Below are 24,665 nucleotides of genomic sequence, written 5' to 3' on the forward strand. Positions count from 1 at the left end.
GGCGCGCTTCAGGCGTGGACGCGCTTGGGCTTCTGTTTGACACGGGCCCTCCGAACGCTCGAACCAGAAGTCCCGCCAAGATGCGCTTGGACGTGTTCCACGATCGCTTCCCCGATGGCGCGTCCAAGATCGACGGGGACGGCATTGCCAATGAGTCTCCCAAGGATCTTGAAGTGCACGCGCCCGCCTGAAGGAAGGAAAGAATAGTCCACCGGAAAGCCCTGCAAGATCGCGCCCTCTCGCAAAGAGAGGGCGCGAGCCTGCCGAGGGTGTCCAAAGCGTCCGCTTCCGAAGCCGTAAAACTGCGTCGTAAGCGTAGGGGCTGGCTCATCGGGCTTCATTCTTCCATATACCGATGGATACTTGCTACCAGTCGTACGCCGATGGCATTCGGCCACCAGGTGAGCAGGCCACTCGCGCCAGGAGCCGCCGGGCTTCGATGCGTTGATTCGCGCGAGGTTCAGAGGAGAGAGCGTTGCAGCAGCATGGAGTGGATCGTCCTTGGAGGCCGACCCGTGACGTACTGGAGGCAGCGATCGAAGGACGTCATCGACCGTTCTCCGCTTGACTTCTCGCGAGGGCCGAAGTTCCACCGGGCCGAAGCGAGACGCCAGCAATACGGTTCGACGTCGCCTCTGCGGGAGACCGTAGTCCGCACAGTCGACTACGGAGTGCCAGACATGATATCCAGAATTCTGGAGAGTCTTCACGAACTCATGAAAGATACTGTGCCGTACGACTGTCGGCACGTTCTCCATCGTCACGATGTCAGGTGACGACTCGTCGACGAGGCGCCCGAATTGATACAGTAGCCTCCATCTCTGGGTTCCCACGGTTGCGTACCGATTCGAGTACGTCGAGAAGGGTTGGCACGGGGCACATCCGGCCAAAACTCGTACGCTTTTTGGACCGTACCAGCGCCGGAGTTCGTCCGCGCGAAGTGTGGTGACGTCGCGTTGATGAAAGGCGACCCCGGGATGGTTCTCCGCGTAGGGGTGTGCGCATGCAGGATCCGTATCGATGCCCGCTACGACACTGATGCCTGAGTCGATTAGACCGCGTGTGAGACCACCGGCTCCGCAGAAGAGGTCGACGCACTCGATTTTGGTTCGCTGAGGGGAGCTGTTCATGGAGTCAAGGCGTGGGCACTGAGCTAGGCTCGAGGGGCTGTCAGGTTACCATCGGCTGGGCAAGAATGCGCGACGTCGGTTCGGCAAAAAACAGGGAGGTGCGGCGCGGAGCATGTCCCAACCGGGTCGGGGCTGGGGCTGGGGAGCGTCGACGACCGGCCCCCCCCGCCGAGTGGTCGTGGTTCCCGCTTCCCCCCCGCTTCCCCCGAGGTCCGGCTAGGGCGGAGCCTGTGGGCACCAGGAATGGAGATGCTCTCCGCAGTTCCCGCATGCCGAGCAGCATAGGACGCCTGTGTTGCCGCACCCTGCACACTGCGCCACCAACGGGGTCGACATGCCCTTGGTGGCGTGAGCATGTAGGTGCTCCCCACACTTGCCGCACCACGAGCAGCAGAGGACCCCTGGCTTCAGGTCGCTCGAGCAGCGTGCAACCCTTGCGTTCACGATCGGCATTCGTCGACCTCCCGTTGTTCTTGGTCCTGCTCACGTCGAGAAAAGGAGCGCACCCACCCCACCTACCCCTTGAACATCAGCCGCGTCAGGTCCTTCGTGAGCTTCGCCTCTCCCTTTGCCGCGTCGTACGTCACGTAGTTGTGGAGCGCGCACCGGCTTCCGGTGTCGAGGTCGAGGCATGCGTCGTGGTTGCGGGCGAGCCAGTCGGGGAAGCCGGACCGGTCTTGGGCAGTGGGCTCGTCTTGGAAGTAGGAGCTCGCGCGCCGGAAGAGCTTCGGCCAGAGGGCGCTCGTGGCCGTGAGCGTCGTGAAGGGCGGGACCGCGAAGCTCGTCGTCGTCACGTCGGTCTGCCAGACGCCGAGCCCGGCGGCCAGCGCGGTCCGTCCGCCCCTCGCCGCCCCGTCGAGCGGTCGCGTGGCCACGCGCCATCTCTCGCCCCCCATGCCCATGCCTCCCCCGCCTCCCCCTGCGCCCTCGTACCGTCCGGGGGCGCTCGTTCATGGCACACCATGCCCAGCACGTGCGTCAACGATTTATTTTTCAGCGACCCCACGATCTTCCCCTTGCCAACTTCTCCGTTGCGGCTAACTCTTCCCACCCGCGGGCGGTTGGCTCGCCATTTCATAGGGTTGGAGGGGCATATGGCGTCGAAGCAGGTTGCCGCACGGGCGAAGTCGTCTACGTTCGTGGTCGCGGCGGCGAATACTCATGCGGATGCGATTCAGACCGGGGCCAAAGAGCTATTCGGCTCTCACCGCAGCAGACGACGCGCACGAGCTCGAGATGGCCGACGACATCGGCCCGCGTGAAAAACGAGACTCGGCGACGCAGGCGCTCTATTCCAAAGTCGTCGAGACGGGCGAGATCGTCGTCGGGCTCTTCGGCGGCGGTGCGCGCGAGCGGCTCGGCCTCGAGGGGACCACGCCGCGCGACCCCGCGCTCCTCGTCCGTCACGTGGCGGCGGTGTGCAAGGCGCTCCGCTCGGTCGACTTGGGCAAGCCGCGGCTCAAGGGCGCTTCGTTCTCCGGCAAGGCCGCGGCCGACGACCTCGAGGCGCTCCTGGGCGACGTGCAAGCAGCCCTCGACGACGTCGCGCGTGAGGCCCGCGAGGCCGAGGCTACCCTCGTCAAGAAGCGCGCGGCGATGAGCTCCTTCGACACCGCGTTCTCGAGCACGGCGACCCTGCTCTCCGCCCTCCTCAACGTCGCGGGCAACAAGGAGCTCGCGTCGCGCATTCGGCCTTCGTCGCGCCGGCCCGGCCAAGCCGAAGGCGCCGAAGAAGAGACGGGCGAAGAGCCCAAGCCCGCCCCCACCTCCTGACCCACCTGCGCACACGCGCGCGCCGGCCTCTCCCGACCACGAGGGGCCGCGCGTGCTGCCTTGCGCACACGCGACGACAGCGCCGGAGCGGCGCCCACGGGGTGAAGATTCGCGGGGTTACGTGATGCGATCGCCACTTCGGGTTGCCATGTCGCGTCCGCATCGGGTGCGAACGCGACGAATCCGGTTTCGATCGCCTTCGCATCCGCTGAGAACGGGACGGTGCGCGTTTCGGTCGCGTTCGCATCCGATGAGAACGCGATTCTTTGGCTTCCGACCGCGATCGCATCGGGTGCGGACGCGACGTTGCGCGGTTTCGTAGCCTTCGCATCGGATGCGGACGCGACGTTGCGCGGTTTCGTGGTCTTCGCATCGCGTGCGGACGTCGCATCGCGTGGTTTCGTGGCGAACGAGACCGGCGTCGACGGTGAGAAGTGGGGCGGCGCCGCGTGCTCTTCGCGTGCGCTCGTGAGCGAAGCGCGTTTCGTCGTGATGGCTTCGGATGCGGAGGGCGCGGCGACCGGATTCGTGGCGCGGGCCGCGCGCATGGGAGGCGGAGGTTCCCTCTCGCGCGCGGGCACACGAGCTTCGGGTGCGACGAGGCTACGTCGGGGTGAAGGATCTCTGGTTCGACGACGCGATGACCACGATCGTCAGGCCGGATGCTAACGTGCGTTGCGTCGCTCCTTCGCGGGCGACAAAGCGGCTTCGGCCCGGGCTGCATGGGGCACGATGCCCCATGCGTCGAAGGCGACCGGAATCCCGCGCAAGACGAGGCTCCCAGGGCTCTCTGTATGGCCGGAGGTCCTCGGAATCGATGTCGGTTGTAGGTCGCGCTCGGCGCTAGCGCGCCCCCGCGCCGTCTTCGTCGTGCTTGGGGTCGAACACGAGCCATTCACCGTTCACTTCCTCGGCCACGCCCCAGAGGGGGCGGTCGAGGACATAAGCGTCGCCGACCAGCCTCGCAGCGCCGACGTTGCAGATGTTCGTCCAGACCCGCTCGGCCGCGAGGTTGTGAGCGACGTTCACCGGGATTTCCCAAGCTACATGAGGGCCGACCTTCCAGCCGTGCGACGCTCGCCAAAGCGCCGCACGCACGACCGCACCGAAAGCCTCGTTCCCGAGCGCGAGCGTGGCTTCCGAAAACGCCTCGAAGGAAGGGATGACAACGCGGTCACTCATGGCTGTCTCAGCCTACCCGAGCCTCCGGCGCGCGTCACGCGCTCCTGACGGACCAGGGCTGACAAACAATGTCCGACACAGAGCCGACGGTAAACCACCGTAACTTAGAGGTTTTTCACGGAACCCGAACGCCCGACCGAAGAAACAGGGGGCCTCCCTGGGGTGGGTCGGTTAGACTTCTTATGCCGGGGGGGCATTTTGCCGGAGGACCTTAAGCATCCACTCAACTCCGGGCACGCTCGGAAGCTCATCAGCGAGATTCTTGCACGAGGCACGGTCGAGTACTGGAAGCACGCAAGGGACGAGCTGAAGAGGGACAGTCTCGAGACGACGGACGCAGAAAATGTCTTGCGGTGCGGTAAGATTTACGAGCCCGCCGAACAGTCCTCGAAGGACTCGACGTGGCGGTACCGCGTACATACGGATCTGATGGTGGTGGTGGTCATAATCTATTCGAGCGAAGAGCTCGCAGTGGTGACGGCATGGCGCAAGAGGTGAGGCGATGCCCGGAGTGCGGAGGGATGACGAACGTCCGCGTCGAGACACGTGCGTACGTCGAAGGGGGTCTACCCCACGTCACCCTTCGTAACGTCGAGGTGCGATTTTGCCTGGACTGTGACCATTCTGCCGTGCGCTTGCCCGCGCTCCAGAGCTTGCATCGGCTCCTCGCCCTCACGTTCGCGAGGAAGACGTCGCGCCTTGCGCCGGTCGAACGAAAGTTCCTGCGCAAATACCTCGGCTTTTCAAGCGCGTCTTTCGCGCAGACCATCGGCGTAGCCGACGAGACGGTGCTCGCGTGGGAGAGCGGCGAGAAGAGCATGCCCGTCAAGACCGAGGTCTGGCTCCGCCTCACCGTCGCAATGAGAAAGCGTCTCGAGAGCTACGATTCGACGACGCCGCGGACGGGAACAACGCCGCGTCGGCCGCCCACCTTCGAGGTTCACGCTTCCGCGTAGCGGCGACGATACTGTTCTCGATTGCCACGGGGAGGAATCTCGAAGCGTCGAGCCCGCCCCCGGGCTGCCGCGCTGGGCTCGTGAGCGAGGCGTGGCCGTCGTAGGGGGAGGCGCCGAGAAAACCCCCGTACTTCGGCAGAGGCAGCAGGGAGAGATCCCACCAGAGATCCGACCGACGTTGACGCCAAGCCCCCGAAATCACGGGCGAGCTCCGCGGCGAAGGATGGGAGCGAGGTCGGCGATGACGAGGGGCTCGAGGCGGCGGAGAGTCGCCCGCCGCGTGCTCGGGAACCACGGCACCCGTGTGGTTTCAACCACTTGGCGTCAACGTCGGTCGGTTCTTCCGCCTTGGCGTCAACGTCGGTCGGTCCTTCCCATCTGGCCCTACGCCGGTCGGTTCTTCCCCTCCGGCCCATGGCGGGCGTCCGTAGAACTGACCCCCTCGCGTCGCTAAAACTGACCCCCATCTCCGAGCCGGGCCGACCTGGGCATCCGCGTGGTTTCAAGCACTTGGCGCCAACGTCGGTCGGTTCTTCCGCGCCTCGCGCGAGCTCGTGCGCACGCACCCACGGAAGCGGGCGCTCTGGACGCGGATCGCGGCGCACGTGACGGCGGGGCTTCGCATGCAACGCGGGGCCGCGCGGGCTGGGCTCGCGGAGGCGGACGCCATCCTCGACGTGGACGGCCGTGTGCTCGATGCGTCTCCCGGGGCCTTGCCCGAGGTCGACGCGCTCCGTCGTGCCGCACGCGACGTCGACCGCGCGCGCCTCCGCGGGACGGACGACGAGCACGCGCTGGAGCTCTGGCAGTGCCTCTTTTCTGGGGCGTACTCCGTCGTCGACAGGTTCGATACGGACGTAAGCGCCTCTTCGTCGCGAAGCGCAACGCCCCCGAGGCACGTGGTCCTCGTGCGCTCTCCGAGCGCGAGCGACAGGTCGTCGCGCTGGTCTCCGTCGGCCACTCCGACAAATCCGCCGCCTACGAGCTCGGCCTCGCCGAGGGCACGGTCGCGGCCCACCTCCACGCCGCACTCAAGAAGCTCGGCCTCACCTCCACCTCCGACCTCGCTCTCCTCCGCGCCTCGCTCGCCGGAGATGTCTAGGAGCCCCCGTGTCCACGCCCCCGATGCTCGCCGTCATCGAAGCCGCCTACCTGCGCGTCGACTCCGAGTCCGCTTGGCTCACCCGCGTCGGAGAGGCCGTCGCCCGCGCGCTCGAGGCCCCCGCGGGTGGTGTGGCGTTCTTCGTCGATTGGAAGGCGCGAGGCTTTCCGGACAGCCACGGCTGGACGGCCATCGCGGGCTGCGACCCACGCGTCGTGGCGTACACACGCGAGCAACACTCTCCCGCCGGGATCTCCGACGAGCGCGCCACGACGATGGCGAGGGTCTACGCGAGTGGGAGCTTTCTCGCAGGAACGAGAGAGGCGCTCGGCGCGACGTTCGACGAGCTCGAGGGGCTCCACGGGACCTCCGAGGCGCGAGTCGGCACTTAACCTCGTATGCATGGACGCGTCGCACCGCGGAGTTGGCTTCGTCCATGCGGTCCCCGAGCTCGTGCGCACGCACCCACGGAAACGAGCGCTCTGGACGCGGATCGCGGCGCACGTGACGGCGGGGCTTCGCATGCAACGTGGGGCCGCGCGGGCTGGGCTCGCGGAGGCGGACGCCATCCTCGACGTGGACGGCCGTGTGCTCGATGCGTCTCCCGGGGCCTTGCCGGAGGTCGACGCGCTCCGTCGTGCCGCACGCGACGTCGACCGCGCGCGCCTCCGCGGGACGGACAACGAGCACGCGCTGGAGCTCTGGCAGTGCCTCTTTTCTGGGGCGTACTCCGTCGTCGACAGGTTCGATACGGACGGTAAGCGCCTCTTCGTCGCGAAGCGCAACGCCCCCGAGGCACGTGGTCCTCGTGCGCTCTCCGAGCGCGAGCGGCAGGTCGTCGCGCTGGTCTCCGTCGGCCACTCCGACAAGTCCGCCGCCTACGAGCTCGGCCTCGCCGAGGGCACGGTCGCGGCCCACCTCCACGCCGCACTCAAGAAGCTCGGCCTCACCTCCACCTCCGACCTCGCTCTCCTCCGCGCCTCGCTCGCCGGAGATGTCTAGGCGCCGTGGGGGCGCCGGCGCGTGTCGGGCGTCCGTAAAACTGACCCCCTCGCGACGCTAAAGCTGACCCCTGTGCGCAGGCGGGCCGAGCTTCGTGGCTGTGTATTTTCAACCCGTTGGCGTCAACGTCGGTCGGTTCTTCGGTTCTTCCGCATCGGTCGGTTCTTCGGTTCTTCGGCATGGCTCAATCGGCCTGGGGCTCGTCGAAGCAGGTCGCGCGCCCGTCGGAGCCCGTCTTGGCGAACGACTTGTAGGTCCCCTTGGTGAGGTGGCAGTACTTTCCCGAGGGGCACTGCGCGCCGACCTTGATCGAGCCGTTCTTGCACTCGAACGCGTTGTAGTCGTGGGTGGGGCGGCTGTCGCAGTACACGCCGTTCGCCCGGCCCTCGCAGCTCGGCGCCGCGGTCTCGGAGCCGTCGGTGGGGCAGATCACGCCATAACGCGACTTGGCCTCACCCGGCGGGATGACCCCGACGGCGGTCCACGCGCAAACGAGCGAGTGCTTGACCCAGCCCTTTTGGAGGTTGGTTTGAGACGCATTCAGCGCAGGGATGCCCTCTCGCTGATGGTGGAGCATCTTCTCGGCGAACCCTCGGATCGTCGCCGTCGGCCCCGCCATCGACGCCAGCGTCTCCCAGAAGAGGCGAATCGATAGCGGCAGCTCGAGCTCGGCGGTCACCCCCAGCTTCGAGTGCTTGTTGTACCCGCCGCGCACCATGAGCGCCCACGCTTGCGTCACGAGCAGCGAGTTGGAGTGGATACCCCCGGCGTCGTCGTTGCTGTCGAACGGGACCTTGCGATCGAAGTGGAGCGTGCCCCCGTCTGCGCCGCGGCGCGGGTCGATGTAGTCACGAAATGCCTTTCCGTCGGTGCGCACGTCGGGAGCGAACTTCCATAGACCGGATCCGTCGTTCGTCAGGAGGGCCTCGATTCCTCCGGCGAAGACGTCGGCGATTCCCTCGTTGAGCGCGCCCGCCTCACCCCTCACGCCGAGGCCGGCTCCCGGTCGCACGCGCGGGTTCGCGAGCCGTCCCGACGTGACGGCCTCGATGACGCCGTGGGTGTACTCGTGGGCGAGGAACTCGAGGCTCGTCGCCGGCGAGTACCTCCGCGGGCCGTTTTTCGAGCTGGCCGGCATCGCGTCGCTGATTCGAATGAGCCCACGGTTCGGGTCGTAAACGGCATTCCCCGTAATGGTGTCGTCGTGGAGGAAGAGCGTGACCTCTTCGCCGCAACCCCAGAGCGGCATGCTGAGCTGGTCCTTGAAGTAGTGGGCGATTCTCTCGACGTAGTGAGCGGCGTCGACGGCGATCCCTTGGGTCCGCTCTCGGCCGCCGTCATGGTCGCAACGCGTCGGGAGACGCAGATCGGCGGTGCCCGGCAGAGGTCCCAACCCAGGGACGAACGGGATGGGATGAGAGCTGGCCGCGGCGACGTTGTCTTTGGCGCAGGCGGGAATATCCTCTCGAACGACGAGCTCGCCGCTGTCGATCGGGCCGCCGATGTTCGTGCCGGTGACTTGGACCTGGAGCGCCTTGCCGACAGCCAATCTCCGATCCCCAGGAGGCAGAAGCGCCTGGGACGAGGTCAGGTTCGCCACCCCGCCGATCGAGGTCACTTCGTTCGACAGGATGGCTCCCGTCTTGGCGTCGACGTCGATGCGCCTCGACCCGCCTCCACTCAGGCTGATGCGAAAGACGAGCACGGGGTGATCCGGGTCGGTCGCGCGGACGCCGAGCGTCGGCTGGTAAGCGCCCGTCACGATCTCGGCTCCTGGTGCGACCGACTTCGCGATCTCGACCGCGCGCTCGAGGGTGATGCCCGGGGTGGCGTCGAACGCGTCGAGCCCCGATGCGGCCCACGACTCGACGTAGGCGAGCCTCCCGTCGTGAGCGACGCCGACGAGCACGGCGCCATCGAACACCGGAATGTCCGTCCCCGGCACGTGTTGCTCGAAGCGGAGCACACCGAGAGAGCTCGCCGTTGCCTTAGTGACGACCACGCCGGTGAGCTCGTTGGCGAGGGGCTCGTGAACTCCGAGGCCGTCGCGGAGGGGCTCGAGGAACGCGAGCGCTTCCTTCGGGTCCGTAGCCGAGGCGAGCACCGGACGTCCGTCGTCGAGCGAGAGAAAGAGGCTCGGCTTCCCCGTCACCGGGTGCGGGTTCGCGGCCCAACGGGCGCCGGTCAGGAGGGAGAGGTGGTCCGTGACCGAAGTAGGCGCCACGACTGGGAGCGGGGGCGGTCCGTCGTCGCCGGCGGAGCAGGCAGCGAGCGCGACGGCCGAGGCGGCGAGGAGGAGGAGGGCGAGGGCGGAGGTGCGTTTCATGCCCACCTGTCGGCCGGATGCTCACGGACGTTGCGTCCTTGGAGACGATTCTTCGGCTTCGACGCGACACGAAAGCTGACCCCCTCGCGAGGCTGGGCCGCGCCGAGCTTGGCGGCTGTGTGGTTTCAACCACTTGGCGTCAACGTCGGTCGGTTCTGCCCGCCCGCGCCGCTCGTACTTTCAACCACTTGGCGTCAACGTCGGTCGGTTCTGCCCGCCCGCGCCGCTCGTACTTTCAACCACTTGGCGTCAACGTCGGTCGGGGCTGGCCTTGGTGGCCTCGGTGGCCTCGGTGCCGAGTCGACCACAGCATCCGCGTGGTTTCAAATACTTAGCGTCAACGTCGGTCGGTTCTTCCCCTCAAAACACCCCGCTGGCCGCTCCAAAAAGGGCAGCGCCGCCTGGCTCCTCGGGCAGGGCGACCTCGCGCGCGACGGCGTCACGTCGGTCGCGATGTGAGGCGGGGAGCTCGTGCGAGGGCTCCCACGTCGCTCACGGTGCTCCTCAGTGGGGCCAGCTCAAGGAGCCCCGCAGGCCCAAGAGAAACGCATGGATCCCGAAGCGACCGAAGTGCACGTGATGCTCGTGCCCGGTGGAAAGACGATGCCCTCCCAGAGGCAATATCCCACGGTGCTCGGGGCGTAGCGCGCTCCGGTCGGGCACGTGTAGGCGGGCGTGAGCGGGAAGCTGTAGCCGAGGTAGCCCATGCTCGAGTACTCGCAGTAGGGGCGGGCGCCTGCGGGGGCGCTGAACGCGACCGAGCACGTGTGGGTCCTGCCGTCGTTCGAGTAGGTCCAGCCGGTCGGACAGACCGAGGGTTGGGGCGCACACGTCGTGGAGGCGTCGCGCGCGTCGGGTCGCCCTGCGTCGAGGAGGCTGGCGTCACCCGGTGAAGGTCGCTCGGGGGGCGGCTCTTCCGTGGGGGCCGGCTCGGGTGTGGGCGGGGCCGCTGGCTCTTCCGTGGGGGCCGGCTCGGACGTGGGCGCGGATGGCGCCGCCGAAGCGGAAGGGCTGCTCGACGAGATGCCGGTGGGGGCGGGGCCGAACAAGTCACTCGGCGCAGCGCCGCTGCACGCGGCGAGAACCAGTGCGACGGGGACCACGAAACGGCGGCAAATCGCGGAAGGGCTTCGCATACCGAAGGCCCATACGGCGCCTCGCCTCCCTTTCTTCCCCTCCCGGAAGAATCGGGTCCGAGCTCGTCGGTCGGTTCGTCCCCCGTGTCTTTTCAACCACTTGGCGTCAACGTCGGTCGGTTCTTCCGTCCGTCCTGCGGTTGCCGCGTCAGGCGAGCGTCGCGCGGAGGACCGGGAGCGTACTGCCCACTTCGTGGAAGCGGTCCTCGAACATCTCCTCGAACGTCGCGAGGTAGCCGCAGGGCATACGATCGAAATCGTCGTCGCCGAACGCGTGGAGCGCGAGCCGGAGGCCGCCGATCTCGACCGCGTCCCCGGCGCCGAGACGGAGCCCCGAGGCCACGTGATCACCGAGCTCGTTGAGCAGCGCCGTGAGCTCGGCGACACGACCTGGCTGCTCGTCGAGTGGCTGGTCACCCAGCATCACCTCCGGCTGCCCAAAGTGGTAGTGGAGGCCCAGCGTATAGATGACGCGGTCCTCCGGCACGGCGATCACCGCCCACCCGCGCGCGAGCAGCCCACTTGCGTAACCGAAGTCCACCTGGAACTGGTCGCTGTTCGAGCGCTCCGCGATGGCTTCGAGGCGCTCGCGCAAGCTCGCTGCCGGGTCCTTCTTGCGAAGCGCGAGGAAGTGAGCTTCACGCCCACGATAGACGCTCGACACGTCGTTCTGGGTCGCGCGCGCGACCATCGACGCCGGCGCGGCGTAGGCTCGCGCCGTCTTCTTCGCGGGGGCCTTCGTGCTCGCCGCGCCCTTCTTCGGGGCCTTCGTGCTCGCCGCGCCCTTCTTCGGAGCCTTCGTGCTCGCCGCGCCCTTCTTCGGAGCCTTCGTGCTCGCCGCGCCCTTCTTCGGGGCCTTCGCGCTCGCCGCGCCCTTCTTCGGAGCCTTCGTGCTCGCCGCGCCCTTCTTCGGGGCCTTCGCGCTCGCCGCGCCCTTCTTCGGGGCCTTCGCGCTCGCCGCGCCCTTCTTCGGGGCCTTCGCGCTCGCCGCGCCCTTCTTCGGGGCCTTCGCGCTCGCCGCGCCCTTCTTCTTCGGGGCCTTGGTCGTCGGTGAAGGGGTCTTGGCAGGCTGTCGGGTCACACGACGAGCCTACACGCGGCACGCCGGATAGTGTCAAGGGACGCGTCCGAGCGGACAGGCCAAGAATCGGGATGCAGCTCACCTGCCACGAGGAGCGAGCGAGACGCACGCGATGAGATCCGACCGGATGAGATCCGACCGAGCACGTCAATCGCCGCGGAGCATCGTCGGCAAAGGGCGCAAGAGACCGACCGACGTTGACGCCAAGTTCGCGAAATCACGTCAATCGCCGCGGAGCATCGTCGGCAAAGGGCGCACCGGGAGCTCGCGGCGTGGCTCTGTCGTCACCACGGAGGCGAGATCCGACCGACGTTGACGCCAAGCACGCGAAATCATGCCAGTTCGGGAGAGAGAGCCTGCGCGGAGATCCGACCGACGTTGACGCCAAGCGCGCGAGACCGCGGTGGCGGCAGGTGGCCGGGCCACCCCATGGCCTGGCCGGGCCACATGCTCGGACGCCATGACATCGGAGCGTAGGCGCGGGCCGGGGAGACACGACAGCCCACCTTCCCATCCGTACCGAGGCTCTCCCCTATCCGTACCGAGGCCTTCCCCTATCCGTACCGAGGCCCTCCCCTATCCGTACCGAGCTTCCAGTATCCGTACGGGAGACGCCCGACCCCAAACGGAGCTCCTCCCCATTCGAACGAGGCGCCCGGGACGTCGAACGGCGCGCTGCCGGGCCCGTACCAAGCGAAACCGGAGGCCGTACGAACGCGCCTCCCATCCGTACCGAGGCGATCGGGCCCGTACCGCGCCGGACACCCATGGCAACGGCGCTCTTCGGGATGGCAACGGGACGTGTCGACGTGACCACGGCGCCCCTCGGCATGGCAACGACCGGCGCGGGGGTGCGAACGCCGCGCGAGCGAGCGACGACCGACCCTAAGGGGATGCGAACGGCGCGTGCGTTGGCGCATACGGCGGGGGACGGCGCGCGAACGAGCGACGAACGCAGGGCAAAAACCGAGGGACGACGAAATCGGAGGGGCCTCGTCGAATTTTCGCAACAACGGGGGCGGGCCTGCCGAGACGGGGGTGTGGCGAACGTCGGAATCGACCGGCGCTCGACCCGAGAAGAACAGGTAACGATGGCGACTCTCTCCCCCCGCGCGGCCAAGACCACCAAGCCGGCGAAAAAACCCTCGCAGAAGCCCGCGATCACGACCGCGTCGGTGACGCTCCTCCTCCCCGAGGGGCACACGGCGGCGTCGTTCGTGGCCGAGCACCAGCTCCTCCTCCAGCCCATTCCGATCACCGAGCATAGGCTCCCGCCGAACGTGCTCGTCCACCACGGCAAGCTCCTGCTCGACGCCGTGAAGCCGCACACGAGCGCCCTGCTCGCCGTGGGCCTCGACCCGATGTACCTGTCCGAGCTGCCCAAACGCATTCTGCTCGTGCAGGCGACGCAGACGCTCCGGCAGATGCAGCGCACTTCGTACACCGCCGAAGAGAACGCGACCATCGAGAAGGCCGAGGCCCACCGCCGCGAGATGATGCGCATCGCCCGCTACGCGTTCCGCGCGCTGCCGGACGTGCAACAGACCCTCACCAAGATCCAAGAGGGCAGTGGCGTCGCCGACACCATCGAGGACTTTGGCGCGCTCATCCACCTCTTCACCGAGCACCGCGCCCTCGTCACCAAAGTACGCGTCGACGTCGACGCCACGATCGCGACGGCGCGCGACCACGTGCGCGCCTTGAGCGAGGTCGCGAGCCTCCGCACCCGCCGCGCCAAGGGCGGCCTCTCCGAGGTCATCCTGCGCAAGAAGGCGATGGCCTATGCGCTCGAGGCCCTCCGCGAGGTCCGCGACGCCGCCACCTTCGCGCTCGCGAGCGACGAGAAGCTCATGGCCGTCCTCCAGGGGCTCGGCACCCTCGAGCGCGCCACGCGCGAAGCCGCCATGAGCGAGGACGACACCGAAGAAGACACCTCGATCGACGACGACACCGAAGAGGACTCGGCGCCCACCGAGTGACCTCACGACAGCAAGGCCGGTCCCCCGGCCCGGACGAGGCCCGCCGAGCCCTCGAACGAGCCCCGAGCCCCCTCGGGGCTTTCGTGTTTTGGGCGCGCCCTCGTGGTGATCGGCGCGGGCGTGCCCTTCCGACGCGGGCCCGGGCACGCGGGAGAGATCCGAGGGACGCCAGCGAGATCCGACCGACGTCAGCGAGATCCGACCGACGTTGACGCCAAGTCCGCGACGTCAGCGAGATCCGACCGACGTTGACGCCAAGTCCGCGAAATCACGTCAGTCCGCCGAGAGGCCCGACCGGTCGCCCGCCAGCGCCCCCCGTCCCCCGACGCGGAGCAACGTTGGTCCCTTGGCGCGGCAAGCGACATCGTTCCCCGTATACTTGGGGCATGACCTTGTCCTCACGGCATGCCCAGGTCCGCGCTGCCCCATCGTCGGCAAGGGCGCGCCGGGAGCTCGCGGCGGGGCTCCGTCGTCACCACGGGGTCGCGCGATGAGCTCGGCGCTCCGCGTGATCGAGGCCGCGTACGTGCGTCGCGCGTCGGACGAGGCGTGGCTCTCCGAGGTCGCCGAGGTCGTCGCGAAGGAGATCGGACCGCACGGCGGGGGCGTCGCGTACTTCGTGCGATGGCGGCCTCACGGTGTCCCGGAGACCCGCGGCTGGACGCGCGTCGGGACCGCGACCGACGACGACCTCAACTGCTGCCGCGACCAGCACAACGCGCCCATGCCCGAGGAGCTCGTGAAAGACGCGGCCCGCGTCTACGCGCGCGGCTCGATCCTCACCGGCTCGCGCGAGGCGTTGCCCGAGATCCTGAAGAAGATCGAGGCGATCCAGGGGGAGATCGAGGACCGGACGGGCAGCTACGACTCTCTGAACCTCCTCTGCACCGACGCGACCCACGAGGGCGTGAGCTTCCTTCATCCGTCCCGCGAGGAGGTGCGCACCCACCCGCAGAAGCGCGCGCTCTGGACACGGGTGGCGGCGCACGTGACGGCGGGGCTACGCATGCAGCGGGCGGCGAGTGGGTCGTCGCTGCTCGACGGTGCGGACGCGATCCTCGACTCGGCGGGCCACGTCCTCGACGCCGCCAAGGGCGCCGAAGCGTCCCTCTCGGTGCTCCGAGACGCGGCACGCGACGTGGACCGCGCACGCCTCCGCGGGACGGACGAGCACGAAGCGTTGGACCTGTGGCAGTGCCTGTTCTCTGGCGAATACTCCGTCGTGGACCGCTTCGACACCGACGGCAAGCGGCTCTTCGTGGCGAAGAAGAACGCGCCGATCGCCCGGGGCCCTCGCGCCCTCACGGACCGCGAGCGTCAAGTGGTGGCGCTCGTCGCCGTAGGTCACGCCGACAAGTCCGTCGCGTACGAGCTCGGGATCGCCGAGGGCACGGTGGCCCGCTACCTCCACGTGGCGCTCCGGAAGCTCGGGATCGCGGACACGAGCGACCTCGGTCTCCTCCGCGCCGCGATGGGCGACGAGGGGTGAGGGTAGTCGGCCTCTCCGCTCCGGACGGGACGACCCGCGAGGGGGAGATCCGACCGACGTCCGTGCATGGGAAAATCTGACCGACACGGGATACGGGAACAAGATCCGACCGAGACGGCGGAGGCAGCAGGCATGCGGGAGAGATCCGACCGACGTTGACGCCAAGTTCGCGATATCCGCCGAGAGATCCGACCGACGTTGACGCCAAGTTCGCGATATCCGCCGAGAGATCCGACCGACGTTGACGCCAAGTTCGCGAAATCACGTCAATCGCCTTGGCGCCCCCGTCGAGAGATCCCCCGTCGAGAGATCCGACCGACGTTGACGCCAAGTTCGCGATATCACGTCAATCGCCTTGGCGCCCCCGTCGGCGAATGGCGGACGCGAGGACGAAGCCCAGGGCGACCACGCAAGCCCCCCACATGGGCGCCGACGAAGAAGAGACCGCGCAGCCCCTAGGCGGCGGCCCCTCGCAGACGAGGACCGGAGTACCTCGGCACAACCCGCCGTCCGAGAGCGCCACGCCGGCCTCGAGACCGAGCTCGAGGCACCGGTCGATGCAGGTAGCCTTCGTGTCTCCGTACGAACAACTGTCGCCGATGGACTTGTCGCCGCAACCGTCGGACGACCCCGGCTCGGGACCAGGGAGGACATCGGCGCGGGAGAGTGACGGGGCAAAGACGAGCGTGAACGCGGCGAGCGCGGCACCCAAGCGAAGGATAGTCATGGAAGGATCACCTCGAGGTCTGCTTGGTCGTCCACGCGTGATCCCATTTCGATTTCGCGACGAGCATGTCCGGTCGTGGACAGTCACCCATTCGGTCGGAACCAAGGGAGCAAGAGATGAGATCCGGAGATCTGGAGATCCGACCGACGTTGACGCCAAGTCCGCGAGATGCGACCGACGTTGACGCCAAGTCCGCGAAATCATGGGAGCGGCGAGCTCCAACCGACGCAGTCACGGCATGGGCACGGCTCGCGAGCTCCGTCAGACACGGGCACCAGGCACGCGAGACAGCGGAAGCGCGAGGTGGCCCGGCCACCCGCATGGCCTGGCCGGGTCATATACTCGAGCGAGTCGTCTCCGTCCTTCGAGCGCCAACGTCGGTCGGTCCACCACCGGCCCCTGAACACACGAGTCCCGACGCAGAATGCCCCTCAAGATCACGACCGTCGCCGCCTCCTCCCGCACGGCCACCGAGGACCGGCTCGCCGTGTTCCCGTGCCGCGATGGAGCCGTGGTCGTCGTCGCCGATGGCACCGGAGGCGCCGCAGGTGGTGGCCGGGCCGCCGACCTTGCCGTGAAGAGCGTCGGCGCCGCGCTCGATCGCGAGACGTTCGACCCGTCCTCGGCCGATCGGTGGATCGAGGTGCTGGCCGAGGCCGACGCTCTCATCGCCTCCGACCCCGGGGCCGGCGAGACGACGATTGTGGTGGTGTCCATCACCGAGCATGGCCACTTCGCCGGCGCGAGTTGCGGGGATTCGGGCGCCCTCATCGTCACGACCAGGGAGCACCTCGACGACCTGACGGAGAAGCAGCACCGGAAGCGTCGGCTCGGCTCCGGACGTGCGCTGCCGGTGCCCTTCTGGTGGCCGAAGCTCGATGGCACCCTGCTCGTCGCGACGGACGGTCTGCTCTCGTACGCTGCGCTCGAGAGGATTGCGCACTTGGCGGGCGAGCACGACGACCTCGACGCGCTGGGCCGCGCCCTCGTTCGTGCGGTCACGCTCTCGAACGGAAACCTCCAGGACGATCTCGCCCTCGTGCTCGTCCGCTGACGGGGCCACCAAACGAGCGAGGAAGGTCTGACCGGAAGGTCTGAACCCCGACTCCCCGCGAAGACCGCAGAAATCCGACAAGCCGTATCGGGTTCCGTGACGCGCCGTCGACCCGGGCGAAGCTTTCAAATGGAGATCCGACCGAAATGGAGATCAATGGAGATCCGACCGACGTTGACGCCAAGTCCGCGATATCAGGGGGGAGATCCGACCGACGTCAGGGGGGGAGATCCGACCGACGTTGACGCCAAGTCCGCGAAATCACGGGGGTGCATTGGAGAATCTTACCGACACGGGATACGGGAACGAGATTCGACAGAAACGGCGGAGGCGTCGGGTGGCCAGGCCACCCCCAAAATGTGGCCTGGCCACCCAGAAGATCCCATTCTGCCCGACATTTCCCGCAATTTCGCGTTGGCCCGCGACGTGCCTAGTGGGCGGTATGTCCAACCCTCGTCGCATCGTTCCGGGCACCACCTACCTCGTCACGCGCAGGACCACGCGCCGCTACTTCCTCTTGAACCCGGACAAGCGGCGCATGCTGCTCGCGTTCTACTGGTACGCGACCGCCGTGCTCGCCGCAGAGTTCGGCATCGAGATCCATGCGGTGCAGATGCTCTCGAACCACCTTCACGAGGTGCTGACCGACACGCGCGGTGAGCTGCCAAAATTCCTTTCGCAGAGAAATCGCCTGCTCGCGAACGCCATCAAGGTGCTGCGTGGGTGGCCCGAGGAGGTCTTTTCGCGCGAGGGTGCGAGCGTGGTGGCGCTCTATGGCGAGGATGCGGTGCTGCAGAAGATCGGCTACACGCTCGCGAACGTGGTCGAAGCGGGCCTCGTCTCGAGCCCCGAGGATTGGCCGGGTGTGACGCTCGCGGCGACCGACATCGGCACGCGCACGTTCCGTGTGGCGCGGCCCGAGGTGTACTTCGACGCGGAGAACACGCGTTGGCCTGCCATGGCCGAGATCGCGATCACGGTGCCGCGCTCGCTCGAGGCGAGCTCCGGTCACGAAGGGGCGCGGGAGCGCATCGTCTCCGCGGTGAACGCGGCGGTCGAGAAGGCGCGCATCGTGGCGCGGAAGGCGGGCAAGTTCGTGCGCTCGCTCGAGTGGATTTTCGCTGTGCCGCATACGACGCGTGCGTCGTCGTTCGAGAAGGAAGGGGCGCGGAACCCGAGCTTCGCGGCGGGCGGGAACGTCGAGATGGCCGTGCGCGCGATGAAGGAGCGGGCGGCGTTCTTGGGGGCGTACCGGGAGGCGTTCGCGAAGTTGAGGAACGCGGTGCGGGATGTGTTGTTTCCAGCGGGGACGTGGCGCCTCTTCCGCGAACTCGGCGTCAACGTGGTTTCAACCACTTAGCGCCAACGTCGGTCGGATCTTCCCGCCGCGCCGCCGCGCCGGTCACGAAGGGGCGCGGGAGCGCATCGTCTCCGCGGTGAACTCGGCGGTCGAGAAGGCGCGCATCGTGGCGCGCAAGGCGGGGAAGTTCGTGCGCTCGCTCGAGTGGATCTTTGCGGTGCCGCACACGACGCGTGCGTCGTCGTTCGAGAAGGAAGGGGCGCGGAACCCGAGCTTCGCGGCGGGCGGGAACGTCGAGATGGCCGTGCGCGCGATGAAGGAGCGGGCGGCGTTCTTGGGGGCGTACCGGGAGGCGTTCGCGAAGTTGAGGAACGCGGTGCGGGATGTGCTGTTTCCAGCGGGGACGTGGCGCCTCTTCCGCGAGCTCGGCGTCAACGTGGTTTCAACCACTTAGCGCCAACGTCGGTCGGATCTTCCCGCAACGTCGGTCGGATCTTCCCGCAACTTAGCGCCAACGTCGGTCGGATCTTCAGGTGGGTGACCGGCGCGAGGGAAGCCCGCGCCGACCGCTTGCCCGCGTTCAGAGAGGCGCGACCTTGCCCATGAACACGAGCATCTGCCGGAACGCCTCGGTGCGCACCTCGTCCCGCTCGATGAAGATCTCGTGCTCGGCCTGGAGCGGCACGCGCGTGCACGTCGTCTTTTTGGCGCCGTTCATCGCGTTGCAGACCGTCTCGTGCGACTTGGGGTCGACGATGTCGTCGGAGAGCGCCGACAGGAGGAGCATCGGCTTCGTGATCTTCGAGGCGTCGCGCTGGATCTGCTCGGTCGCCTCGACCGCGCGGCGCACCCAAGCGTAGGTGGGGCTGCCGAGCTGCACCTCGGGGAAGCGCTGGTTCACGTAGTGGCGCAGAGCGAAGCGGTTCTCGCTGCCCGTGAGGACGTTGCCCTGGAAAGCCTCCTTCGGGTCGTACGGGCCACCGCCAGGCACCCACGACTCCGAGAGCGCGAGGCCGCCGACGCTCGCGAGCCCACGCTGGAAGAAGCCGATCTTGATGCCCTGCATCGGCGCGCTGAGCATGAGGCCCTTGAAGGGGTTATTGGGTCGCGTCTCGGCGTAGCGGGTGCAAATGCCCCCTCCCATCGAGTGGCACACGAGCATGAGGCGCTTCTCGTTCGGAGTGGCAGGCACGACGACCTTCGTGACGAAGTCATCGAGATCGGACACGTAGTCGTCGAAGGAATCCATATGGCGGCGCTGCGACTCGTCGGCCGCCGTCGAGGGATCGTCGGACAAGAGGCGGGCGTTGAAGCCCTCGCCGCGGTTGTTCAGGATGAAGAGCTCGTAGCCCTTCGCCGTCCAGTCGGCGACGAACTCGGCATACCGGATCGACGACTCGGTCGTCCCGGGGACGACGGCGAACGCTCCGCGCTTCGGCCCCTTGGCCGGGCAGCGGTGATAGACGAGGGTGTACGGTCCGCCGCGGTACGGGAGCGCCGTCGCGCGCAGGGTGCCTCGCTGGCAGCTCTGGGTGAACGCGTCGACCACGGACTTCTTGCCCTCGACGGTGCGGAGCTCGGCCTCGGAGCGGAACGTGGCGCTCTGCGCGTTGATCTCGTCGTCGGCCTCGTCGATCCCATCGGTCTCGGCCGTGCAGGCCATCGTCGAGAAGCTGACACCGACCGCCACGAGACCCATCATCCATGCGCGCACCATCGTAGGCTCCTCCCGAGCTCGCCACCGTGCGAGCATGACCTACCGTTGTGCACGGTGTGTGCCAGCACGAACGCCGCGCGGTCGGAAGGAATCCTGGCGAAAACCCGCGGTACGGCGCCGATCGTCGGGGCCGCGCCGCACCAGGCGAGGAACCCGTCGTGCCTGCCCGTCGCCGGCGCACGTCGCTCGAGCGCCGAGGCCCGGGAGGAAGGCAACGACGACCGCCACTGTCGTACGACCTCGTCGCGTGAGAGCCAAGATCGGCGCCTCACGACGACCGCCTGCCGTGCGATGCTCGCAGCGATCGATGTCCCCGACAGTCTACCCCCTCGAGGTGATCTCCCGACCGGCGGCGCGGACGGCGACGAAGGCAACGTTGCTCGCCTTGGCCGTCGCGCTCGTGTCCGCCTGCGGGACCCTCGACTTCGACCCCGCGTCGGAGGCGCCGACCGACGCGAGCGTGCCGGAGACGGGCACCTTCGCCGACGCGCGGGTCGACGCGGGTCCCGACGCCACCCCGGACGCGCAGGTAGACGCTGGGCCCGCGCGGATGGCCGTGAGCCACCCGAGGGAGCTACGCGCCGCGTGGGTCGCCTCCGTGTTCAACCTCGATTGGCCGAGCAGGCAGGGCCTCACCGCCGCCGCGGCGCAGGCGGAGCTCACGACGCTGCTCGATGCCCTCGTCGCCGCGGGCGCGAACGCGGCGTTCCTCCAGGTTAGGCCCGAGTCCGACGCCCTCTACGACTCCGCGCTCGAGCCGTGGAGCCGCTTCCTCTCGGGGACGCAAGGCGCGAGCCCGGGATGGGACCCGCTAAGGTTCGCGATCGACCAAGCGCACGCCCGAGGCCTCGAGCTGCACGCATGGCTGAACCCGTTCCGTGCCGCGACGAACGCCTCGCTACCGCTCGCGCCGACCCACGTGGCGACGCGCCTCGCGGAGCACGCTCATCTCTACGGCAGCACGGTCACGATGGACCCCGGATCGCCCGCCGTCCGAGACCACGTCGTAGCCGTCGTGCGCGACATCGTCTCGCGGTACGACGTCGACGGTGTCGTCTTCGACGACTACTTTTACCCTTATCCCATCGCTGGGACTCCATATCCCGACGACGCGACATATGCCGATTATCAAGCGGGCGGAGGCTCCCTGTCCCGGTCGGCCTTCCGGCGCGCCAACGTCGACGCGTTCGTCCACGCGGCACACCTCGCCATCCGAGCTGCCCGTCCGGGCACCCGCTTCGGCGTGAGCCCCTTCGGCATCTACCGGCCCGGGCAGCCGACTGGAGTCGTCGGGCTCGATGCGTACGAGGCGCTCGCCGCCGATTCCCTCGCGTGGCTCGCGGCTGGCGACGTCGACTACCTCGCCCCTCAGCTCTATTGGCCGACGACCTCGACAGGGCAGCCGTTCGCGAGCCTCGCGGCGTGGTGGTCCTCGAAGACCGCGGCCGCCGGAAAGTGGCTCGTCCCCGCGCTCGATCTCACCAAGGCCGGCACGACCAACTGGGACCTCGGCGAGTACCGCGCTCAAGTGAGCGCCGTCCGTGGCCTGGCCGGCTCGGGTGCCCGCGGCGCGACCCTGTACGCCGCGCGCAACCTCCTCCGCGACACGGGCGGAGTGGGCACTCTCTTCCGCACCGAGCTCTGGGCAAGGCCTGCGCTCCCTCCTCCCCTCGCGGACGCCACGGGCCGCGTCGAGCCTCCCACCGTACGCCTCCGCGGGGACGTGGCCGAGCTGTCGCACGACGACGCGCGGATCCGCGGGTTCGCCGTCTACCGCGTCGACGGGCCTCCGGCGCTCGATCGCTGGATCCGGGCTCGGACCGCCAGCGTGACGCTCGAACGTGGCAGCTGGGCGATCAGCGCCGTCGACGCCCAGGGGCTCGAGAGCGACGGGGCCGTGCTGACCAATCCGTGAACGAGCGCCCAAGGAGTCGGTGGCCGGACCGACACGGACGACGGGACGGAGCGCCCCCGGCCGCGCGTCACTCTCCGACGAGCCGCTTGGCCTCGGGCGCGCGGAACCCGCTCGGATACCGGCGCAGGTACTCACGCGCCGCGTCCCGAGCGCCTACCGAATCTCCGCGGCGGGCACGTGAGGTTGCCCTCAGGAAGAGCGCGTCCTCCGTGCGCGAGTCGGAGGGGAAATCCCGGGCAAAGGCCCCGAACAGGGCATCGGCCCGACCGTAGTCGCCGGCGTCGAAGGCCCTCATGCACTCGGCGAAGCGCGTCCCCGGTGGCTCGATCTTCGCGACCGACGGCACCGGCATCGGCGCAGAGGGGGCAGCGTGCGAAGGCGCCACGCTGGGTCGCGTCGAGGGCGTCGTGGATGGGGCGGACGGCGCGACGGCGACCACGGACGCAGGCGCGGGCGCGGGCGCGGGCGCGGACACGAGCGCGACGGAGGCCGACGCGACGGGCTCGGTGGAGGGCCATCGCTCCCCCGCTCGGAGGAACCCGACGAACCCCTTGAGGCGCACCTCCACGAGGCCCTCGACCACCGTGACGGAGCGGGTGGTTCCGTTCTGCACGTCGACTACGAAGCGCGTGCCGCGGACCTCGATCTCGCCGTCCGGGACCGCGACCACGAAGCGCCCGGCCGCGCGGACGCGCTCGACGTGGAACGAGGCGACCCCGCCGCGCATCGTCACCCGGGAGAGCTCCCCCACTTGCTCCTCGTGCAGGTCCGCGTGCGCGACGTCGGCGACCTCGAAGCGCGCGGCAGGCGGCGGCACGGACGCCCCCTTCGGCGCCTCGGAGCGCCCGAACACGAAGGCGAGCGCGGCGGCCAGGGCGACCCCCGCGGTGAGCGCAAAGGCGATCCGTGGGACACGAGGCTTCGCGTCGACGACCGCCGCGTTTGCGGCGCGAAGCAGCGCGTTCCGCTGCCGACGGCGATCGAGATCGGACCGCGGCGTAGAGGGCACGCTCGCGAGCAACGAGGCGAGCGTGCGGAGTCTCGCGACGGCGTCACGGCACGCCGCGCACTCCGACGTGTGCCGGTCGAACGATGCCTTCTCCTTCTCGCCGAGGCGCCCGTCGACGACGGCCTCGGCCTCCCACGTGCGTTGGCAAGGCGAAGCGGACCTCATGATTCCTCCTCGAAGACGTGGGCGAGCATCTCTTTGCGCGCGTGGTGGAGCCGCGTCCAGACCGTCGCGACGGGAATGTCGAGCGCCGCGGCGACCTCTTCGCCGGAGAGCCCCTCCAGGGTCACGAGGACGAGGACGTCGCGTTTCTTCTCCGAGAGGCGCGCGAGGGCCTCCGCCGTTCGCGCGACGTCGCGAGAGACCGTGGCCTCGCGCTCGGGCGTGGGTACGTCCACCTTGGGCTCGTAGGCCCACGCCGTGAGTCGCCTCGTCCATCGCGCGAGCGAGCGACGATGCCCGCGCACCTCGCGAACGGCGAGACCGACGAGCCACGGACGCGCGTCCGGGCGCCCGTCGTAGCGCTCGGCGGCGCGCGGCACGGCCAAAAACGTCGTCTGCACGAGGTCGTCCACGTCACCGGGCGCTACACCGAGCCGCTCGACGATCCTCCGGACCGCACCCTCATGGCGATCGAAGAGCCCGCCGAGCGCACCGAGATCTCCGTCTCGGACCTTCGCGAGGAGCGCGGCGTCGTCCAGGTCGTTCGAGGTCGCGTCCTTGCGCATGGTCGCTGTGCTCATGGGAGGAGACGCGCCTCCACGCCGAGGGCGGCGACGAGCCCGTAGCGAGGCAGGTCGGGCAGATCCCTTTTGTCCGAACCTTGCCGCGCGAGCGCGCCGAGCACGGTGTCGGCGGAGATTTCGAAGAGCGGCCTCACGCGGGATCGTCCGAAGATGCAGCGGAGGTCGAGCGTCGCACGCGGTTGAGCCGTCTCGAGGCTGCGGGCCGTCCCGTCCGGGGCCGGGTCCGCCGACTCACGAACGGCGGCCACGCCGAGGCCGAGGCCCCCCACGAGCTCGACGGGCCCCACGGGCTGCCGACGCGCCAGCAAGAAGCCCACGTGGAACGACCACGCCGAGAAACCGGCCGGGGCGCCCCCCGGGAGGTAAGACGACGACGGCGCCCACTCGCCAGACACCGACACCTCCCACCTCCCCACGAGCACGCTCGGCCGCAGCGCGAACGCCGGGGAGCCGTACGCGCCCGAGAACCCGAAGCGCGCCCCGGCTCCCGCTGCGACCGACCACACGGCGGGCGGACCGGAAGGCACGGCCCCCGACGGAGGGGCGTCCGCGCGCGGAGGCGGCGGGGGCACCCTTGGCGGGCCGTCGTCGAGCGGCAACGCGGGCGTCGACGCCGGTACGGCGAGCAGCGCCTCGAGGGTCGGGAGCGCCTCGTCTGCGGTGGCCAGGCCGCGAGCGGCGCGCCGCCCGTCCTTCGTGACGAACGTGAGCAGCGCGGTGCCCTGCCGCGTGACCTCGACCTCGATGCTCCCGCAGTCGCGGGCGTCGTCGGCCACCACCCGCGCGCGCAGCGCCTCCACGGCGCCTTCCCACGCCACGTCCGGGCGAGGGGCGACGAGCGCTACGGGGCAGGCGGCGCGGGCAGGGAGAGAGAGTCCCACAGAGGCACACACGAGGGCGAGCCCGACGCCCAACCCGCTCCCCCCCGTGTTCTCCGGCCGAAATACGCCCACGCCCCTCTCTGCCGGCCGAGGCTACGACCTTCATCGTCCGAGCGATTTTCTTTTTTTGAAGGTTCGGGCCTCGACCAGCCGAGAGGGT

The 24,665-nt window shown here is 68.7% G+C and carries 23 protein-coding genes; 12 read left to right on the forward strand and 11 right to left on the reverse strand.

Features of this window, described 5'->3' with window-relative positions; genetic code table 11:
• Positions 1-8 precede the first annotated feature (8 nt).
• Together IPK71_03130 and IPK71_03135 are read right to left on the reverse strand one after the other, a co-directional pair.
• The gene (locus IPK71_03130; protein MBK8212717.1) at positions 9-1,130 is read right to left on the reverse strand and encodes a DNA cytosine methyltransferase; all 1,122 of its coding nucleotides are present in this window, start codon (positions 1,128-1,130) and stop codon (positions 9-11) included.
• A 515-nt stretch (positions 1,131-1,645) separates the two neighbouring features.
• Positions 1,646-2,005, reverse strand: coding sequence for a hypothetical protein (locus tag IPK71_03135; protein MBK8212718.1), 360 nt, complete (start codon positions 2,003-2,005; stop codon positions 1,646-1,648).
• Positions 2,006-2,297: 292 nt separating this feature from the next.
• Between IPK71_03135 and IPK71_03140 the strand changes: the two genes are divergently transcribed.
• Entirely contained in the window at positions 2,298-2,903 is a 606-nt protein-coding gene (locus IPK71_03140) for a hypothetical protein (protein MBK8212719.1), read from the forward strand.
• An 843-nt stretch (positions 2,904-3,746) separates the two neighbouring features.
• On the opposite strand, the gene IPK71_03145 is transcribed toward IPK71_03140, so the two are convergent.
• Positions 3,747-4,085 (reverse strand): hypothetical protein, encoded by a 339-nt coding sequence (locus IPK71_03145; GenBank protein ID MBK8212720.1) that lies wholly within the window; start codon positions 4,083-4,085, stop codon positions 3,747-3,749.
• Positions 4,086-4,283: 198 nt separating this feature from the next.
• Here IPK71_03145 and IPK71_03150 point away from each other — a divergent pair, with 198 nt between their 5' ends.
• The 5 genes from IPK71_03150 to IPK71_03170 all read left to right on the forward strand — a co-directional run bounded on the left by IPK71_03150 (position 4,284) and on the right by IPK71_03170 (position 7,145).
• Complete coding sequence (locus tag IPK71_03150; protein ID MBK8212721.1) at positions 4,284-4,583, forward strand: DUF4258 domain-containing protein; 300 nt, start codon at positions 4,284-4,286, stop codon at positions 4,581-4,583.
• 131 nt (positions 4,584-4,714) lie between these two features.
• The gene (locus tag IPK71_03155; GenBank protein MBK8212722.1) at positions 4,715-5,041 is read left to right on the forward strand and encodes a hypothetical protein; all 327 of its coding nucleotides are present in this window, start codon (positions 4,715-4,717) and stop codon (positions 5,039-5,041) included.
• 808 nt (positions 5,042-5,849) lie between these two features.
• Complete coding sequence (locus IPK71_03160; GenBank protein MBK8212723.1) at positions 5,850-6,143, forward strand: helix-turn-helix transcriptional regulator; 294 nt, start codon at positions 5,850-5,852, stop codon at positions 6,141-6,143.
• A gap of 8 nt (positions 6,144-6,151) precedes the next feature.
• Positions 6,152-6,535: a hypothetical protein gene (locus IPK71_03165; protein MBK8212724.1), complete on the forward strand. Its 384-nt coding sequence runs from the start codon at positions 6,152-6,154 to the stop codon at positions 6,533-6,535.
• A gap of 10 nt (positions 6,536-6,545) precedes the next feature.
• Positions 6,546-7,145: a hypothetical protein gene (locus IPK71_03170; protein ID MBK8212725.1), complete on the forward strand. Its 600-nt coding sequence runs from the start codon at positions 6,546-6,548 to the stop codon at positions 7,143-7,145.
• Positions 7,146-7,329: 184 nt separating this feature from the next.
• Here the strand turns inward: IPK71_03170 and IPK71_03175 are convergent, their stop codons facing one another.
• From IPK71_03175 to IPK71_03185, 3 genes are all read right to left on the reverse strand, one after another.
• A complete protein-coding gene (locus IPK71_03175) occupies positions 7,330-9,471 on the reverse strand; it encodes a M4 family metallopeptidase (protein MBK8212726.1) in 2,142 nt (713 codons plus the stop codon).
• Positions 9,472-9,989: 518 nt separating this feature from the next.
• Complete coding sequence (locus IPK71_03180; GenBank protein ID MBK8212727.1) at positions 9,990-10,574, reverse strand: hypothetical protein; 585 nt, start codon at positions 10,572-10,574, stop codon at positions 9,990-9,992.
• Positions 10,575-10,755: 181 nt separating this feature from the next.
• Entirely contained in the window at positions 10,756-11,688 is a 933-nt protein-coding gene (locus IPK71_03185) for a hypothetical protein (protein MBK8212728.1), read from the reverse strand.
• A 1,091-nt stretch (positions 11,689-12,779) separates the two neighbouring features.
• On the opposite strand from IPK71_03185, the gene IPK71_03190 reads away from it, so the two are divergent.
• Both IPK71_03190 and IPK71_03195 read left to right on the forward strand, forming a co-directional pair.
• Positions 12,780-13,667 (forward strand): hypothetical protein, encoded by an 888-nt coding sequence (locus IPK71_03190; GenBank protein ID MBK8212729.1) that lies wholly within the window; start codon positions 12,780-12,782, stop codon positions 13,665-13,667.
• Positions 13,668-14,157: 490 nt separating this feature from the next.
• A complete protein-coding gene (locus IPK71_03195) occupies positions 14,158-15,156 on the forward strand; it encodes a helix-turn-helix transcriptional regulator (protein ID MBK8212730.1) in 999 nt (332 codons plus the stop codon).
• 346 nt (positions 15,157-15,502) lie between these two features.
• Here the strand turns inward: IPK71_03195 and IPK71_03200 are convergent, their stop codons facing one another.
• Entirely contained in the window at positions 15,503-15,883 is a 381-nt protein-coding gene (locus tag IPK71_03200; GenBank protein MBK8212731.1) for a hypothetical protein, read from the reverse strand.
• Positions 15,884-16,307: 424 nt separating this feature from the next.
• Here IPK71_03200 and IPK71_03205 point away from each other — a divergent pair, with 424 nt between their 5' ends.
• The 3 genes from IPK71_03205 to IPK71_03215 all read left to right on the forward strand — a co-directional run bounded on the left by IPK71_03205 (position 16,308) and on the right by IPK71_03215 (position 18,691).
• Positions 16,308-16,937: a protein phosphatase 2C domain-containing protein gene (locus IPK71_03205; protein MBK8212732.1), complete on the forward strand. Its 630-nt coding sequence runs from the start codon at positions 16,308-16,310 to the stop codon at positions 16,935-16,937.
• 442 nt (positions 16,938-17,379) lie between these two features.
• Positions 17,380-18,297 (forward strand): transposase, encoded by a 918-nt coding sequence (locus IPK71_03210; GenBank protein ID MBK8212733.1) that lies wholly within the window; start codon positions 17,380-17,382, stop codon positions 18,295-18,297.
• Between the two features lie 76 nt (positions 18,298-18,373).
• Positions 18,374-18,691, forward strand: a complete 318-nt coding sequence (locus IPK71_03215; protein MBK8212734.1) for a hypothetical protein — start codon at positions 18,374-18,376, stop codon at positions 18,689-18,691.
• A 126-nt stretch (positions 18,692-18,817) separates the two neighbouring features.
• Here the strand turns inward: IPK71_03215 and IPK71_03220 are convergent, their stop codons facing one another.
• A complete protein-coding gene (locus IPK71_03220; GenBank protein MBK8212735.1) occupies positions 18,818-19,954 on the reverse strand; it encodes an alpha/beta fold hydrolase in 1,137 nt (378 codons plus the stop codon).
• A gap of 307 nt (positions 19,955-20,261) precedes the next feature.
• Between IPK71_03220 and IPK71_03225 the strand changes: the two genes are divergently transcribed.
• Positions 20,262-21,869: a family 10 glycosylhydrolase gene (locus IPK71_03225; protein MBK8212736.1), complete on the forward strand. Its 1,608-nt coding sequence runs from the start codon at positions 20,262-20,264 to the stop codon at positions 21,867-21,869.
• 67 nt (positions 21,870-21,936) lie between these two features.
• Here IPK71_03225 and IPK71_03230 read toward each other — a convergent pair whose 3' ends face one another.
• Genes IPK71_03230 through IPK71_03240 form a run of 3 tightly spaced genes read right to left on the reverse strand, consistent with a single transcriptional unit; the run spans position 21,937 to position 24,505 of the window.
• A complete protein-coding gene (locus tag IPK71_03230; GenBank protein ID MBK8212737.1) occupies positions 21,937-23,043 on the reverse strand; it encodes a tetratricopeptide repeat protein in 1,107 nt (368 codons plus the stop codon).
• Complete coding sequence (locus tag IPK71_03235) at positions 23,040-23,621, reverse strand: RNA polymerase sigma factor (GenBank protein ID MBK8212738.1); 582 nt, start codon at positions 23,619-23,621, stop codon at positions 23,040-23,042. Before IPK71_03235 ends, IPK71_03230 begins: the two co-directional genes overlap by 4 nt.
• Positions 23,618-24,505: a hypothetical protein gene (locus IPK71_03240; protein ID MBK8212739.1), complete on the reverse strand. Its 888-nt coding sequence runs from the start codon at positions 24,503-24,505 to the stop codon at positions 23,618-23,620. The genes IPK71_03235 and IPK71_03240 overlap by 4 nt, the downstream gene beginning before the upstream one ends.
• Positions 24,506-24,665 lie beyond the last annotated feature (160 nt).

It is taken from the genome of Myxococcales bacterium (assembly GCA_016712525.1).
Classification (GTDB): domain Bacteria; phylum Myxococcota_A; class Polyangia; order Polyangiales; family Polyangiaceae; genus JAAFHV01.

What these genes read in the sequence shown, in the direction of transcription:
- IPK71_03130 (MBK8212717.1), bottom strand. Translation starts at nt 1,130, where the DNA reads ATGAACAGCTCCCCTCAGCGAACCAAAATCGAGTGCGTCGACCTCTTC.
- IPK71_03140 (MBK8212719.1), top strand. Translation starts at nt 2,298, where the DNA reads ATGCGATTCAGACCGGGGCCAAAGAGCTATTCGGCTCTCACCGCAGCA.
- IPK71_03145 (MBK8212720.1), bottom strand. Translation starts at nt 4,085, where the DNA reads ATGAGTGACCGCGTTGTCATCCCTTCCTTCGAGGCGTTTTCGGAAGCC.
- IPK71_03170 (MBK8212725.1), top strand. Translation starts at nt 6,546, where the DNA reads ATGGACGCGTCGCACCGCGGAGTTGGCTTCGTCCATGCGGTCCCCGAG.
- IPK71_03175 (MBK8212726.1), bottom strand. Translation starts at nt 9,471, where the DNA reads ATGAAACGCACCTCCGCCCTCGCCCTCCTCCTCCTCGCCGCCTCGGCC.
- IPK71_03190 (MBK8212729.1), top strand. Translation starts at nt 12,780, where the DNA reads ATGGCGACTCTCTCCCCCCGCGCGGCCAAGACCACCAAGCCGGCGAAA.
- IPK71_03195 (MBK8212730.1), top strand. Translation starts at nt 14,158, where the DNA reads ATGAGCTCGGCGCTCCGCGTGATCGAGGCCGCGTACGTGCGTCGCGCG.
- IPK71_03200 (MBK8212731.1), bottom strand. Translation starts at nt 15,883, where the DNA reads ATGACTATCCTTCGCTTGGGTGCCGCGCTCGCCGCGTTCACGCTCGTC.
- IPK71_03205 (MBK8212732.1), top strand. Translation starts at nt 16,308, where the DNA reads ATGCCCCTCAAGATCACGACCGTCGCCGCCTCCTCCCGCACGGCCACC.
- IPK71_03210 (MBK8212733.1), top strand. Translation starts at nt 17,380, where the DNA reads ATGTCCAACCCTCGTCGCATCGTTCCGGGCACCACCTACCTCGTCACG.
- IPK71_03220 (MBK8212735.1), bottom strand. Translation starts at nt 19,954, where the DNA reads ATGGTGCGCGCATGGATGATGGGTCTCGTGGCGGTCGGTGTCAGCTTC.
- IPK71_03225 (MBK8212736.1), top strand. Translation starts at nt 20,262, where the DNA reads ATGTCCCCGACAGTCTACCCCCTCGAGGTGATCTCCCGACCGGCGGCG.
- IPK71_03230 (MBK8212737.1), bottom strand. Translation starts at nt 23,043, where the DNA reads ATGAGGTCCGCTTCGCCTTGCCAACGCACGTGGGAGGCCGAGGCCGTC.
- IPK71_03235 (MBK8212738.1), bottom strand. Translation starts at nt 23,621, where the DNA reads ATGAGCACAGCGACCATGCGCAAGGACGCGACCTCGAACGACCTGGAC.